At 68.8% G+C, this 14314-nt stretch carries 10 protein-coding genes; 6 read left to right on the plus strand and 4 right to left on the minus strand.

Translation table 11 applies throughout. The annotated features are described in order from the left end of the window. Positions 1 to 99 precede the first annotated feature (99 nt). Positions 100 to 735: a hypothetical protein gene (locus WMF24_RS16615; RefSeq protein WP_437737384.1), complete on the plus strand. Its 636-nt coding sequence runs from the start codon at positions 100 to 102 to the stop codon at positions 733 to 735. Beyond that, positions 719 to 985 (plus strand): hypothetical protein, encoded by a 267-nt coding sequence (locus tag WMF24_RS16620; protein ID WP_437737385.1) that lies wholly within the window; start codon positions 719 to 721, stop codon positions 983 to 985. Before WMF24_RS16615 ends, WMF24_RS16620 begins: the two co-directional genes overlap by 17 nt. Positions 986 to 1006: 21 nt before the next feature. Here WMF24_RS16620 and brxC read toward each other — a convergent pair whose 3' ends face one another. The 4 genes from brxC to brxE are packed head-to-tail and all read right to left on the minus strand — an operon-like array spanning position 1007 to position 6663. Next, positions 1007 to 4618: a BREX system P-loop protein BrxC gene (gene brxC / locus WMF24_RS16625; RefSeq protein ID WP_437737386.1), complete on the minus strand. Its 3612-nt coding sequence runs from the start codon at positions 4616 to 4618 to the stop codon at positions 1007 to 1009. 4 nt (positions 4619 to 4622) lie between these two features. Continuing rightward, positions 4623 to 5258: a BREX protein BrxB domain-containing protein gene (locus WMF24_RS16630; RefSeq protein WP_437737387.1), complete on the minus strand. Its 636-nt coding sequence runs from the start codon at positions 5256 to 5258 to the stop codon at positions 4623 to 4625. Continuing rightward, positions 5255 to 6097 (minus strand): DUF1819 domain-containing protein, encoded by an 843-nt coding sequence (locus WMF24_RS16635; RefSeq protein WP_437737388.1) that lies wholly within the window; start codon positions 6095 to 6097, stop codon positions 5255 to 5257. The genes WMF24_RS16630 and WMF24_RS16635 overlap by 4 nt, the downstream gene beginning before the upstream one ends. Continuing rightward, positions 6094 to 6663: a BREX-6 system BrxE protein gene (gene brxE, locus WMF24_RS16640; protein ID WP_437737389.1), complete on the minus strand. Its 570-nt coding sequence runs from the start codon at positions 6661 to 6663 to the stop codon at positions 6094 to 6096. The genes WMF24_RS16635 and brxE overlap by 4 nt, the downstream gene beginning before the upstream one ends. Positions 6664 to 7159: 496 nt before the next feature. On the opposite strand from brxE, the gene WMF24_RS16645 reads away from it, so the two are divergent. The 4 genes from WMF24_RS16645 to WMF24_RS16660 all read left to right on the plus strand — a co-directional run bounded on the left by WMF24_RS16645 (position 7160) and on the right by WMF24_RS16660 (position 14175). Next, complete coding sequence (locus tag WMF24_RS16645) at positions 7160 to 8752, plus strand: hypothetical protein (protein WP_437737390.1); 1593 nt, start codon at positions 7160 to 7162, stop codon at positions 8750 to 8752. A gap of 30 nt (positions 8753 to 8782) precedes the next feature. After that, positions 8783 to 10795, plus strand: a complete 2013-nt coding sequence (gene brxL, locus WMF24_RS16650; RefSeq protein ID WP_437737391.1) for a BREX system Lon protease-like protein BrxL — start codon at positions 8783 to 8785, stop codon at positions 10793 to 10795. Positions 10796 to 11101: 306 nt separating this feature from the next. Next, positions 11102 to 13450 carry a glycosyltransferase gene (locus tag WMF24_RS16655; RefSeq protein ID WP_437737392.1) on the plus strand — a complete coding sequence of 783 codons (2349 nt, stop codon included), beginning with the start codon at positions 11102 to 11104 and terminating at the stop codon, positions 13448 to 13450. After that, positions 13447 to 14175: a WG repeat-containing protein gene (locus tag WMF24_RS16660; protein ID WP_437737393.1), complete on the plus strand. Its 729-nt coding sequence runs from the start codon at positions 13447 to 13449 to the stop codon at positions 14173 to 14175. Before WMF24_RS16655 ends, WMF24_RS16660 begins: the two co-directional genes overlap by 4 nt. Positions 14176 to 14314: the final 139 nt, after the last annotated feature.

Raw genomic sequence — 14314 nt, forward strand, 5'->3', positions numbered from 1 at the left:
CGGTGGACGAACGTCGCCAAGTACTGGTGGGGGGCTGTGCGAGCCTTCCCGCCCGATCGGCTGGGAACGTCGTCCGCGAGAGACTAAACTGCCAGCCGCATGACGACTACTCCGGCGTCACCCCCCGCACCTCCCGCGCCTGCGACGCCGCAGACCTTCTTCGACTACCACCGGACCGTCATCGGCTATCACGGCACGCGTCGAGCCACGGCGCAGGCTCTCGTCAGCGGCGCATCCTTCGCCGCCAGCACCAACGACGACGACTGGCTGGGGCACGGGATCTACTTCTGGGAGTACGCACCGCAGCAGGCATGGTGGTGGGCGCGCCGGCGCTACGGGGAGGATGACGCGGCCGTCGTGGGCGCCATGATCCACCTCGGGAGATGCCTCGACCTGCTCGATCCGGTGAACGCCCGGCTCCTCGGGACGGCGCACACGAAACTTCTTGCCGCGCTCGCCGCCGTCGGACAGAAGCCACCGGAGAACGCGAACACCCATAAATACCTGGATTGCGCCGTTTTCAACTACATGTTCGCTCTCCTCGACGACCGCTACCGGTACGAGAGTGTCCGGGCGGTGTTCGTCCCGCTACAACCGCGCAAGGGGATGCCGAGGCTCTGGAAGCGGAGCGGCGTGTTCGAAGGTGGGCATATCCAGATCAGCATACGGGAGCCCAGGAATATCCTGGCAGTCTGGTCGGTGCGAAAGGATGGTCGTTATGGCAAAGACCCGTAAGGCCAAGAAGGCGGCAACGACGAGCACATCGCGGAGGCCGGCCGCCACCCCCGTGGCAGAGGAGCCGGAGTGGACGGTCGAGGCCTTGACCCGGGCTCTCACCGCGACCTCGGTCGACGAGGACATCGCTCTGCTGAAGCGCGCCGGCATCCTCACCAAGGCGGGCAAGCTCGCGAAGCTCTACACGAGCTGGGGCGACAAGGTCTCCCGCACACCGGAGATCAACGAGCAGGGCGAGATGGAGGGGTGAGCGCGCGGAGGCCTTCGGCGCTCACCGCAACCGCACGCGGTGGCGCGCGGTGAGCTCGTGGAGGATGCGGCGGCGGACCTCGTCGAGCAGGCGCTCCAGCTCGGCGGCGGTGTCGATCTCACGACCGCTGAGGTCGAGCGCCACCTCGACGACCCGCGTGTCTTCCAAGACCTCGAGCAGGGTATCGAGCTCGGCGAGGGCCTTCGCCTCCGCGGCCTGGCGGCGCGTCGCGAGCTGACCCTCGAGGATCTCGAGGGCGGGGGCGACGGCGCGCTCGTCCGTGTTCGGCGCGGCGCCCTCGCGCAGCGGGCGGAGGACCTGGTGCCGCTGGTCCGGGTCCAGGCGCTCGAAGCCGCTCCGTCGCTTCAGGCGCTCCACCGCGAGGTCGACCTCCTTCGCGTGCGCGTCGAGCATCGCGCGGCGGCGGGCGCGGTACTCGCCGCGCAGGAGCTCCACGCGCGGCAGGAGCTCCGCCGTGTCTTCCCAGGGCCGCTCGGTGCGGAGGTGCGCCTCGATCGCGCCCGCGGCCGCGCGGGCTTCCTCGGACGGGACCAGCGCCGCGAGCCCGGGCCAGGTGTGGTTCAGCGTCTCCTCGGCCTGGCGGAGCACGTCGATCGCCTGGTCCGTGAGGTCCGTCTCCATCCGGCGGAGCAGCGTGATGCCGTCGCGCAGCACGTTCAGCGAGCGCTTCACGGCGAGCACGGTCGGCTCCACCCGCCGGTCGCGGCGACACGTCTCGAGCGCGCGCTCGAGCTTGGTGAGGGCCTCCGGATAGGCAGCGCTCTTCGGCAGGCGACGGAAGCGCTCTCCGAGCTCCGTCAGCCGCTCGCGCACGCGGGCGAACCGGTCGGCCACGGCGTCGGCGACCGCGTCGTTGTCGCGCGCGACGTCCTTGCCGAGCAGGTCGCGGAACAGGGCGCAGATCGCGTTGCGGTCGCGCGGGGAGAGCGCCTCGACCGTGTTCTCGGTGAGCTTCGCCTTGCGGAGCCCCGTGTCCTTGAGCAGCTCCCGCGCCCCCTCGTCCCGCGGGCTCGTGATCTCGCCGACCCCCGCGATCTCGATGCGCACCTTCCTTGCGCGCAGCAGGCCGACGACGGCGGCGCGCACCACGTCCGGCGCCACGCCGTGCGGGGGCGAGCCGAAGTGCGCGAGGAGCGTGGAGCCGGTGACGCCGCCATGCTCCTTCACGTAGGCCAGGACGTCCGTGGGGACGCGGCCCGTGCAGGTGACCTCGTAGCGCCCAGCGTCCAGGCTGAGGATGCCGAGGCGGTCCTGGCCGAGCACCGGGGGCGGCGCCGTGAGCTCCGTGTTCTCGATGAGGTAGAGGATCTCCTTCTCGGAGACCGAGAACATCATCGGGTGCGGGTAGAGCTCGCCGGCGATCTGGTTGGCGAAGGCGGTGAGCGCCGTGGGGAAGGTGGCGCCCGCGTCACGGGGCGACCGCTCCCGACCGCGGAAGTAGAGCTGACCCGCCATGAACCCGGCCTTCACGGCCTCCGTGAGCTCCCGCTGGGCCGAGTCGAACCGGTGGCGCTCATCCATGAGCAGGCGCTGTCGTTCGTCCCCCGGCGAGCCCTGGCGGTGGCCGTTGAGCTCGATCATGCGCTCCGACCGCACCAGCTTCGTGGCGGCGTGTCGCACCGCGTCCATGCTCCCCACGACCCACACGATGCGATCCCGGTACGCCTGGGTGTCGCTGCGGGGCACCCATTGCTCGGCGCCTTCTCCCTTCGTGTACTGGAAATCCACGGTGACCACCGTGTACTTGCGCTCGTCCTTGATGTGGACGTCCTTGGCCCGCACGCTGTCCGAAAAGAGCGCGAGCCACGGGAGAGAAACGCCCTGGAGCGACGGCTTGTCCGCGCCGACGAGGAGCTGCTCGAGCGTCTTGATGACCTTCTCGGAGAGCTGCTCGGCGCCCGGCGCGTAGCCGTCGCGCTCGCGCTGCCACTCCTGGCCCGCCGAGCTCTCGATCTTGTAGCCGGTCTGCTCGGAGTAGCCGAGCAGGCTCTCGCCGACGAGGACGTCGAGCGCCTTCTGGACCTCCGGCAGCACGTTGCCTTGCCCCACGCGCTCGTAAAGGCAACGCGCGATGAGCTCGGCGGAGGTCTTCTGCCGGTCGTGCACCAGCTCGAGCAGCGCGACGGCCTTCACCACGCGCGCCATCAGCGCGCTCTCGCGCCTCGCGCAGAGATCCAGCGCGCGCGAGAGCGTCATCTGCACGTCGGGATTGATCGCGCTGTGGAGCACGTCGTAGATGAGATCGAGGGTGATGAGGCGGCCCACCTCGTAGCGCGCGAGATCCCGCTCGCGGAAGAGATCGCCGAGGAGCTGGAGCAGGCCGCGGATCGCGCCGGCGTCGCCCTGCGTTCTGTTCGAGCGCGACCGTAGGCCGGTGGTGATGTCGAGGAGCAGGTCGATGTGCCCGGGGAGCATCGGGTAGACCTCGACGAAGTCCGTCTCGGAGATCTCGTCGCCGCGGTACGCGTACAGCGCGAGCTCGGAGCGGTGGGCGTGGAAGAGCGCCTTCAGGTCCGGCTCGAGGAGCTTCTTCTTCCGGAGCAGGCGCTTGTGGACGACGTCGCGGATGTTCGAGCTGCCGAGGTGCACGCGCAAGGACGGCGGAAAGCGGTCCTTCAGCTTGAGGATGGCCATGGCGACGCCGGTGCCTTCCTCGAGCTTCTGCTGCCCGGTCGCGAGCAGCCAGGCCTTGCCCTTCATGCGCTGCCCGAGCGCAGCCACGAAGGACTGGAGCGCGAGCATGCGATCGTCGTCGTCGTGCACGTACTGGCTCACCTCGTCGACGACGAAGAAGAGCGTCCGCCCCGGGCAGCGCTGGCCCACCATCTGCTGGATCGCCAGGACCGCCTCGTCCGCGGACCGCTTGCCCTCGAAGCGAGATCCGGTGCGGCTGTCCACCCACGCCATCTCGTGCGTGAAGAGGTCCGGCTGGAGCGCGTGCAGCGCCGCGGAGAAGTAGTCTTCCACGAGCTGGCTGTCCTTGAGCTGACCCCAGGGCTTCTGGTGCACCGCGAGCACCTTGTCCATGAAGGCGGCGTGCAGCCCCTCGAGCTCGAGCTTCAGCTCGTACTCGGCGACGAGATTGCTGGTCGTGGAGTAGCCGAGCCGGTGCTGGAGCTGGCGCACCACGACCGCGTGGATGTGCTCGTCGTCGCGGGCCTTGCTGCCGACGTCGAACACGACCGCGATCGGCTGGACCCCGCTCACCATGCGCTGCCAGGCGGCGCGGAGATCGGCCGCGCCGGGGGAGTGGTCCTGAGCGAGAAGCGCCTCGGCGAGCGGCTTGCCGCCCGGGAGCTTGCGGCCGTCCAGCGACAGGCCGAGGAGCTTCGCGAAGCTCGACTTGCCGGAGCCGTAGAACCCGGAGATCCAGCACGCGGGGAGCTCCGGTCCGCCGGTCTTCTGGAGCTCGCGGTGCATGGCGGACAGGAGACGCACGAACTGCTCGTGGATGCCCCCCTCCGTGGCGCGCGGATCCGTGGCCGGGTAGCCGCCGGTGATGATGTACTCCTCGACCTCGCGCTTCAGCTCGGCCGGCTCCTGCTCGTGGAAGTACACGACCGGGGGGATGGCGCGGGTGACGTCTTTCTCGAACAGATCTCCGATCAGCATTTGATCACCGATAGATCCTTGGGCGGTAGTCGCGATCGGCCGGGAGCACGCCCATGAAGGAGAGCCCCGTCTCGCCGATGACCTTGCCGGGATAGAGCAGCACGACCGGCACGTTCCGCGTGCGCCCGGCGACGTGCTTGAGCAGCGCGGAGGTGCGGAAGAACGGATAGAGGGCCCCGGCGCGCCCGAGGAAAATCACGGTCCGCTCGGGGTTGTCCGAGCGTTCGAGGATGCCGTCGACCTCGCGGAGCACGTCCTGCGCGAGCCCCTCGGGGCCCTCGAGGAGCGTCGCGACGCGCTCCTTGAGCGTGCGCAGGCCTCGCCATGGGTCGCTGCCCACAGCCAGGCGCTTCTCCCGCTGGATCATCGCCTCCAGAAACTCGCTGCCCTGGGCGCGCAGCCGCGCGAGCAGCAGCGCATTCAGCGGGATGGTGCCCGCGTTCCAGCCCGCGTCGCGCAGGATGTCCGAGAGCTCGCGGATGGCCTGGCGCAGCTTGAACTCGTCCTCGGGATCGTACGGGAGGATGGCGAAGTTGTAGTTGCGAACGGTGCTGATCTGCGGGCCGTCCTCGCTCAAGAGGTCTTTTCGCAGCGCCTCGAGCGCTTGAACGAGCTCGGGCCGGGGCCTGTAACTGCTCACGCGTTCGCCCCGAGGTAGCGGAGCCCCCAGGCGGTCAGGCTCGGTTCGAGCCACGTGAGGTCGATCACGCCACCGAGCTCGTCGAACCGAATGCCAGGGATGTGCGCCGCGAACGAGCGGAACGTGGCTTTCATGACGCCCAGGGAACGGAGGTAAGGATTGTCGGTGAGCGTGCCGTCGATGCGGACGCCGCGCAGGAGGTACAGCACGTAGCCGAGGATCACGTCGGGCACCGGGATCGGGGGCAGCTTGCGCGGATCGCGCCGCCCGCCGACGAGCCCCACATCGAGCGCCGTCGCGAGGAGGTTCGAGGCGAACTTGATGCAGGTGCTCGCCCCCCAGCGCCCCGCCTGGAGCCCGTCGACCCAGCGGGCGACCGTGTCGCGGTCGATGGTCGTGAGGCCCTGCTCGCGGCGCGTCGGGAGCAGCTCCCCGGTGAAGCGGCGGTAGATGGGGTCGGCGAGCTGCGTATGAACGTGGCACAGGAAGGGCCGCAGGTTCGACGGCACCGTCCCGAGCTGGCGGAACAGCGCGAGCGCCTCGGGGTAGGCGTCGAACCGCTCGACCATGTCCGTCATGATCGTGCGTACGCGCGCCTCGCTCTTCGTGCCGAACCAGCGGCGCTCGAACGCGACGTGTGCGCGGTCGGCGAGCGGGACTGCCTCATCGGCGTGCTGCCAGTAGGCGTAGCAGTCGTCGACCGCCAACATGCAGCGCAGGATCCGCGTGTGGACGTCCGTCGCTTCCGCCGGGGGCGCGCTGGCCGGCGCCAGATCCGGGGTCGAGCTCGCTGGAGGCGCTCCCGAAGGGACCGGGAGCTCGACCGACGCAGCGCTCAAGCCACCGCCTCCAGGAAGGGCAGGGGGTAGCTGGTCGAGAGCGGCAGCAAGGCCGCGGCGAGGAGCGCCGCGGCCTCGACGGGCGAGGCCGCGGTCACCTCGAGCTTCCGCCCTGCCGGTGTGACCTGCACCTTCGGCTGGCCCAAGCTCGCGAGCGTCGATTCGAAGGTGGTCTTCGACCAGGGCCGGCCGACGAGGAACCTCGTGCCGAGCACGTCGGCGGGCGGGCGCCGCTGGTGCCGATGATGCGCGAGCCGGTCGGCGAGCTGCTCGTCCACCGCGAAGCCGAGGTGGAACAGGCTCCAGACCACGTCTCCGCGCGCGAGCTTCTCACGCGCGGCCTCGTCCACGCGTCGCGCGGCCTCACGGACCAGCACGAGGCTCGCCCAGGCCGCGGTCTTCGGGAGGAGTCGAACGAACAGATCGCCCCCGGCTTCGGGATCGACGAGGTCGGACCTCCACCACCCGAGGCGAGGCGGCTCACCGGCAGCTTCCCCCGCCCACGCTACCGTGAGCTGAAGCGCGAGGATCTCGTCAAGATGGGCAGGGCTGAGGCGGAGGGACATGGCTGGACCAGGGGGAAGCGGCAGCTCGGCCCCGGAGTCGACCCCCGGGGGATGTCCGCCGCCGCGTTGTCGGGAGGCTACCAGGGCGAAACCCTGCGGAACAACAGGGACGACCACGTCCCCAGGCGAGGAACGCGACCGGCCGGACGCTGCCTAGCTCAGAAGACCTCTTGTTTGGCACTCTGTTACCGCGATAGCGGGCCACCCCGTCGCACAGTGCTACTCCGCGGAGCTTGGGTGGAGAGGTGCTCAGGTGGAGGTGATCGACCTCCGTTGGAGTCTAGGACGGCAGGAGCGCTCCGGCGACGACGCCAACCAGTCACCCTGGGTACTGGGCGCGGCCATGCGTCGCTGCCGCAGTCCTCCCTTCACCCGAACGATGTGGTTCGCGTATGCTGCCCCAGGTGCGGCCGGCTGACGGGTGTCGGCAGGAAGCCCCTGGGTTGCTGGGCAGCGTCGCGCGAACCTACGGCTGTGCCGACGCGGAAAGAAGGATATGGCGTCTGCGATCCGCTTCTGTCTCGATCGGCTGGATGGCAAGGCTCTCACCAGGCTCTGCGAAATGCGTGGCCTACGGTGCCCCCGCGCGCTCGACGACCGTCGCTCCTCGATCTCTCGCTCCTACCGTGGCGACCTGGATATGTTTCTGGGCCATTTGCGGCGGGAGGACCTCCTAGCCGTCCTCGCTCAGCCGGTCCAAGTGGAGGGCGAGTGGGTCTATATCAAGGGGCACACAGGCAGCGACAAGGACCGGCTGGAGCACCTGGTTTACCAGGTTCTGGCGCTCGACTGCATCCCTAAGCCGTTTCGTGGAGTAGAGGTCGCACCGCCCGACGAAGGTGAGGACGAGGCGTCGGAAGACGACGAGAGCGAAGACGACGAGGACGAGGAGGATGAGGACGAGGAGGCCGATGAGGACGAGGAGGATGAGGACGAGGAGGCCGATGAGGACGAGGACGAGGCCGATGAGGCCGATGAGGACGAGGCCGATGAGGACGAGGCCGATGAGGACGAGGCCGACGAGGATGAGGCCGATGAAGACGAGGACGACGGCGCGTCAGGCGCGAGCGACGCCGCGGCGCGCGCACGCTGGCAACTCCGCATCCATCGGCTAGGGCATGGCGTTTGGAGCCGCCCGCGCTCAATGGCGTACGTACTGGAACGCCTCGGCTTCGACGTCCCGCAGCGCCTCCGTACCACGCGCTTCCATGCGCTGGTCTCTGCGCTGAACGAGGTCGGCCTGGAGATGGCATTGGATGGCTCCGAGGAGCCGCTCACGCTCGATGACGATAGCCCTGGCATCCATACCGCGGTTCGTCTCCGGCTCGCCTCGGCGCCGCCTGCGACCCTCCCGGCCCGGGCCACGCCTCCGCGCGCCGGCAGTAGATCGTCGGATCGCACCGGCGCCGTCCCGGCGTCTCCCGCTCGGGACGTGCTGGCGCCGATCATCTTCGTGCCGAGCGCGCCGCAGCCTACCCCGGTGGCCACGCCGCGCCTCCGCATCTCGGACTACGAGCTCGCGGCGTTGAGGCTCCAGTTCCTGACCGCGGCACCGTCGGTCTACCGAGAGCGGTCGCCTGGCTGGCCTGAGACGTATCTGCAGGCGGCGATGCGGGGGCTCAGCGTCGGTCCCCTCGAGGCGAACATGCTAGCGCTCAGGCTGCGCGGCTGGTCCCGCAGCAGCTCGAGCCCCGAAGCGACCATCGCAAGCCTGATGAAGACGCTCTCCCCGCACGAATGGGATGAGCTCCTCGTAGAATTCCGGCGCCTCAACCTGGAGGCAGCCGGTGCCGACGACGACGTCGCCGAGGCGGTGGAGATGATCGTGCGCCACGTGTTCGATCTGTTGAATGGCGTGTCGGCGCATGTCACCCCAGCTCGTGCGACGTACACGCCGGCACCACCGGGGTATGCGCGCGCCGCGGTAGCGGCCACCGCTGCTACACCCGTAACGCATCACACCGCTCCGCCGTCCATCACGGCCGGCGCCCCTGCGGTGCGTTCCGTAGACGTGCACGAGCGGACCGGACGTACCGAGACACCGGTGAACGAGCGCAGCCTCGGGGCGCTCGACGATATTTTCAAATAGACCGATGATGCGAGGAACGACGAGCAATCCATGGACATAGCGCTGCGCGAAAAAATCGAAGGCGTCTTCGGAACCTTGGTCGTCGACAAGCGCCAGGCGCTTCAAGCCGGCTTCGAGCTCATGCCTCGGTTCGTTACCGAGTTCCTGTTAGCCACAGCCCGGTCGCAGAACGCGGCGCTCAGCGTCGGCGAGGTACGAGATCGCATCCGCCGCTTCAGCGTCGACGCCGATCGGAAGGGGGAGTTCATCTCGCGGCTGATGCGAGAGGGACAGGCGAAGCTCATCGCATTGCTCGATGTCGAGCCGAAACCCGAGCGCAATGAGCACGTCGCGCGCATCGCCCAGCTCGACGGTCAGGATCTCCAGATCCCAGCGTCTCTCGTCGAGAAATTTCCTGAGCTGCTCTATGGAGGTCTGTGGGGAAGCACGGCGCTCCGCTACGACACCCAGGGCCCGAAGCCGCGCATATTCGTCGAGGATTTCACGCCGTACCAGCTCACGCGCCCGGACATGGACCTCTTCCGCCGGGCACGCGCTTCGTTCTCGTTCGAGGAGTGGATCGAGCTGCTCATCACGAGCGCGGGTTACCGTCCCGAGGCGTTCCCTACGACGCGCCTGCGGTTGATCGCTCTGAGTCGGCTCGTGCCGTTGGTCCAGGCGAACGTGAACCTCATCGAGATGGGCCCCCGGGGCACGGGGAAGAGCTATCTCCTGCGGAATCTCAGCGCTCGCGTGTACTTGCTCGCCGGCGCCCGCGCCACACCGGCCGTGCTCCTCTACGATCTCATGCGTCGGCGAGTGGGCATCGTGGGCACGAAGAAGGTGGTGATCTTCGATGAGATCGGCGCCACGGCGTTTCCCGACAAGTCGCTGATCGCGTCCTTGAAGGACTACATGGAGTCTGGGAACATCTCCCGAGGCGGGCGCTCGCTCGTCGGGGACTGTAGCTTCTTGTTCACCGGCAACCTCGACCTAGACGCCGACGGCCGGTCTCCGAGCCGCGAGTACACGCACCTGTTCGAAGAGCTCCCGCGAGACCTATGCGATACAGCGATCGCTGACCGGATCCATGGATTCATACCTGGCTGGGAGCTGCCCAAGATCTCCGACGATGTGCTCGCCGACGGCATGGGCCTCGTGTCGGATTATTTCGGCGAGGTCTTGGGCGAGCTCCGCGGGGACGTGCGCTTCCAGGACCACGTGAAGCAGCACGTCACCCTGGACGGCGCGACGATCCGCGATCAGACCGCGATCCATCGGGTCGCCGCGGGGCTGCTCAAGATGATCTACCCTGACGGCCGCATCGAGGGGGCTGGACGGCAGGAGGTGCTCCAGGTGGCGGTCGAGCTGCGGCAGCGCGTTCACGAGCAGCTCGTGAAGATGGCTCCGGGCGAGTATCGCCCCAAGATGATCGTCTTCCCAGGGATGCGACCCCACGACGCGCCGGACGTCACGCAAGCGCACCTGCTCATGGAGCAGGACGTCGAAGCAAACCAGCGAGAGCTCGTCGGCAAGATCACGATCTTGCTCGTGTCGGAGCGCGGCGGTGGAGACGTCGGCTTTGTGGAATGCGCACATGTGGAGGGCTCCGGGCTCTCGGTTACAGGTCTGCGAGGGGCGGTGTTGGAGCACTCGGTGCGAGCGGCCTACGACGCCTTGTTGAACCTCGGCCACGAGCTCGGCCTGTCTCCAGAGCGGCTCCGGTCGAAGAGGATGTCCGTGCACCTCGTGAACATCGCCCAGCCGAAGGACGGGCCGAGCGCGGGCCTCGCTTTCGCGCTGGCGATGCTGTCGGCAGCGACCGGCCGCCGGGTGGCGAAGGCGCTCGCGGTCACTGGTGAGCTGTCCATCCATGGGAATGTGAATCCGGTGGGTGGCATTCCGGAGAAGCTCAGTGCTGCTCTTCAGCACGGCCGAAGGACGGTGATGATGCCGGCCGCCAATGCGCCAGAGCTCGCGCGGCTGCAGGATATCGCAGCACGGCTGGATATCCGGCCAGTTCAGTCGCTGGCTGAGGCTGTGCGGATTGCGCTCGTAGGCTGACGGCCATCCGGTCGCCGCCGTGCTGTGACGCCGAGGACGGGTTTGGGGCCTTGCGTGACGGGTTGCTCCACGGCAACTTTGTCGCCGTGACAGCGCCGCGGTCTGGGGTCGCCTCCTCCCTCTGCTCGTCACCTCCTCGCTCTGATCGACGTGCGCGTCGGGCTGAGCACGTCCACGGGCGAGCTGGTTGCGGTTGCTCACCTCGCGGGCACCCCGACGTCTATTGACCTGGTGCTTTCAGGCAAGTTCTACTTGCAAGAAGCTTCCACGCTGCGTCTCGTTTCGCGGTGATGCGGAGAATTGCTCATGAAGATCCTGCAGGTCATCCACGGCTACCCGATGCGCTACAACGCGGGCTCCGAGGTCTACACGCAGACCCTCTCCCGCGGCCTCGCCGAGCGCCACGAGGTCCACGTCTTCACGCGCGAGGAGGACCCGTTCGCGCCGGACTACGCGGTCCGCCACGAGAAGGACAGCGGCGATCCGCGCATCTCGCTGCACCTCGTCAACACGCCGCGCGCCCGGGACGGCTACCGGCATGCGGGGGTCGATCAGCGCTTCGCCGAGCTCTGCGACCGGCTCCGGCCGGACGTTGTCCACATCGGTCACCTCAACCACCTCTCGACGTCGCTCGTCGCCGAGGCCGCCGGGCGAGGGATCCCGATCGTGTACACGCTGCACGACTACTGGGTGATGTGCCCGCGCGGGCAGTTCATGCAGACGCACCCGGCCGATCCGAGCGATCTGTGGGCGGCGTGCGACGGCCAGGAGGACCGGAAGTGCGCCGAGCGCTGCTATGCGCGCTTCTTCTCGGGGGCGCCGGACGAGCGCGAGGAAGACGTCGCCTACTGGACCGGCTGGGTCGCGCGCCGGATGCGCCACGTGCGCGAGATGACGGATCTCGTGGACCTGTTCATCGCGCCCGCGCGCTACCTGGAGCGCCGGTACCGGCAGGCGTTCGGCCTGCCCGAGCGCAAGGTGGTCTACCTGGACTACGGCTTCGACCTCTCCCGCCTCGGCGGGCGCGCGCGAGCCCCGGGGGAGCCGTTCACCTTCGGGTACATCGGGACGCATATCCCCGCGAAAGGCATTCACCAGCTCCTCGAGGCCTTCGGCCAGGTGAGGGGAGGCGCGCGGCTCCGCATCTGGGGCCGACCGCGCGGGCAGGACACCGAGGCGCTGCGCGCGATCGCGCAGCGGCTGCCGGGGGACGCGGCCGCGCGCGTGGAGTGGCTTCCCGAGTACCGCAACGAGGACATCGTGCGCGACGTCTTCGATAGGGTCGATTGCATCGTGGTGCCCTCGATCTGGGTCGAGAACTCGCCGCTCGTCATCCACGAGGCGCTGGAGGCGCGCGTGCCGGTGATCACCGCGAACGCCGGCGGCATGGCCGAGTACGTGCACCACGAGGTCAACGGCCTCCTCTTCGAGCACCGCGATCCTGCCTCGATGGCGCGCCAGATGCAGCGCCTCGCCGACGATCCCGCGCTCGCGCGCCGCCTCGGCCAGCGAGGATACGCGCAGTCCGCGTCGGGGCACGTGCCCGACCTCGCGGGCCACATCGAGGCGATGGAGCGCATCTACGCCGAGGTCATCGCCCGCCGCGACGCCGCCCGGATCGAGCCCGGCCGGGGGCCATGGCGCATCACGTTCGACACGAACCCGGACACCTGCAATCTCCGCTGCATCATGTGCGAGGAGCACTCGCCGTACAGCCCTCTTCAGGAGGCCCGGAAGGCGGCAGGAAAGCCGCGTCGGCTCATGCCGATCGAGCTCGTGCGTCGCGTGATCGCCCAGGCGGCCGGCCATGGCCTCCGCGAGGTGATCCCTTCGACCATGGGCGAGCCGCTCCTGTACGACCATTTCGACGAGATCGTCGACCTGTGCCGGGAGCACGGGGTCAAGCTCAACCTGACCACGAACGGCACCTTCCCGCGGCGGGGGGCCCGGGACTGGGCCGAACGGCTCGTGCCGATCACCTCCGACGTGAAGATCTCGTGGAACGGCGCCACCCGGCAGACGCACGAGCTGATCATGCTCGGCTCCCGCTGGGAGGCCGTGCTCGAGAACGTGAAGGAGTTCATCGCTGTCCGCGACGCGCACGCCGCCGCGGGCGGGAACCGCTGCAGGGTCACGTTCCAGCTCACGTTCCTGGAGACGAACGTCGCCGAGCTCGCCGATATCGTGCGCCTCGCCGTCCGCCTCGGCGTGGACCGCATCAAGGGACACCACCTGTGGGCGCACTTCGAGGAGATCAAGCCGCTCTCCATGCGACGCGACGCCGGCGCGATCCGGCGCTGGAACGAGGCGGTGCTGGCCGCCCGAGAGGCGGCGTCGGAGCGCACATTGCCGAACGGCAAGCACGTGCTGCTGGAGAACATCTTCCTGCTCGACGAGTCCGCGCCCGAGGACCTGGCCCCGGGAGGCCGCTGCCCGTTCCTTGGTCAGGAGGTGTGGATCAGCGCCGAGGGGCGCTTCGACCCGTGCTGCGCGCCCGATGCGCAGCGCAGGACGCTCGGCGATTTCGGCAATCTCCACGAGGCGGGGCTGATGGAGATATGGAACGGCGAATCGTACCAGCGGATGCTCACGACGTACCGGAGTCGCGCCCTCTGCCTGGGGTGCAACATGCGGCGGCCGGCGGGTGAGCCATGAACGACTGGCGGCGTGCCCGGGTTGCCCCGGAGCGGACGCACCACCTCGTGGAGGGCGAGCCGCTGTACGCGGCGCGCTTCGACGAGGTGCTCGCGTTCCACGCCCCGGGCCTTGCGCCGGTGCGGTGCGGCAGCGCGGCGTGGCACATCGATGCCCGCGGGGAGCCCGCCTACGCGCGGAGATTCCAGAGGACCTTCGGGTTCTACGAAGGGCGCGCTGCTGTCTCGAGCGCCGAGGGCTGGCATCACATCGTGGCGGACGGCGCCGAGCTCTATCCAGCTCGGTACTCCTGGTGCGGCAACTACCAGGACAGTCGGTGCGTGGTCCGCGACAGCGACGGACGCTATGGCCACATCGATGAGGCCGGGCGCCCCGTGTACGCGGCGCGGTGGCGCTACGCGGGCGACTACCGCGACGGCATCGCGGTCGCGCAGGGCGAGGATGGCCGCTCCACACACATCGATGCGGGGGGAGAGCTCGTCCATGGTCGCTGGTTTCGGGACCTGGACGTGTTTCACAAAGGCTTTGCGCGCGCCCGCGACGACCAGGGCTGGATGCACGTGGATGGCTGCGGGCAGCCCGTATATGCGCAACGGTTCGCGATGGTGGAGCCGTTCTACAACGGGCAGGCGCGCGTGGAGCGCTTCGACGGATCGCTGGAGGTCATCGACGAGGATGGGCGCACGGTGACCGTGCTGCGGACCACGTTGCGCAGCCTCTGGTGAAGCAGCTTCCCCTGGGAGACGCCCGGGTCGTGCTGGATGCGGGCGGGGGCACGGGCGCGCTGGCGACGCTGCTTCCCCGCTGGCGTCCGGACCTCCAGGTGCTGGTCCTGGATCTGCCAGGGCGCGCCTGCGACACGAG

This window comes from Sorangium sp. So ce1335, from assembly GCF_051521615.1.
Classification (GTDB): domain Bacteria; phylum Myxococcota_A; class Polyangia; order Polyangiales; family Polyangiaceae; genus Sorangium.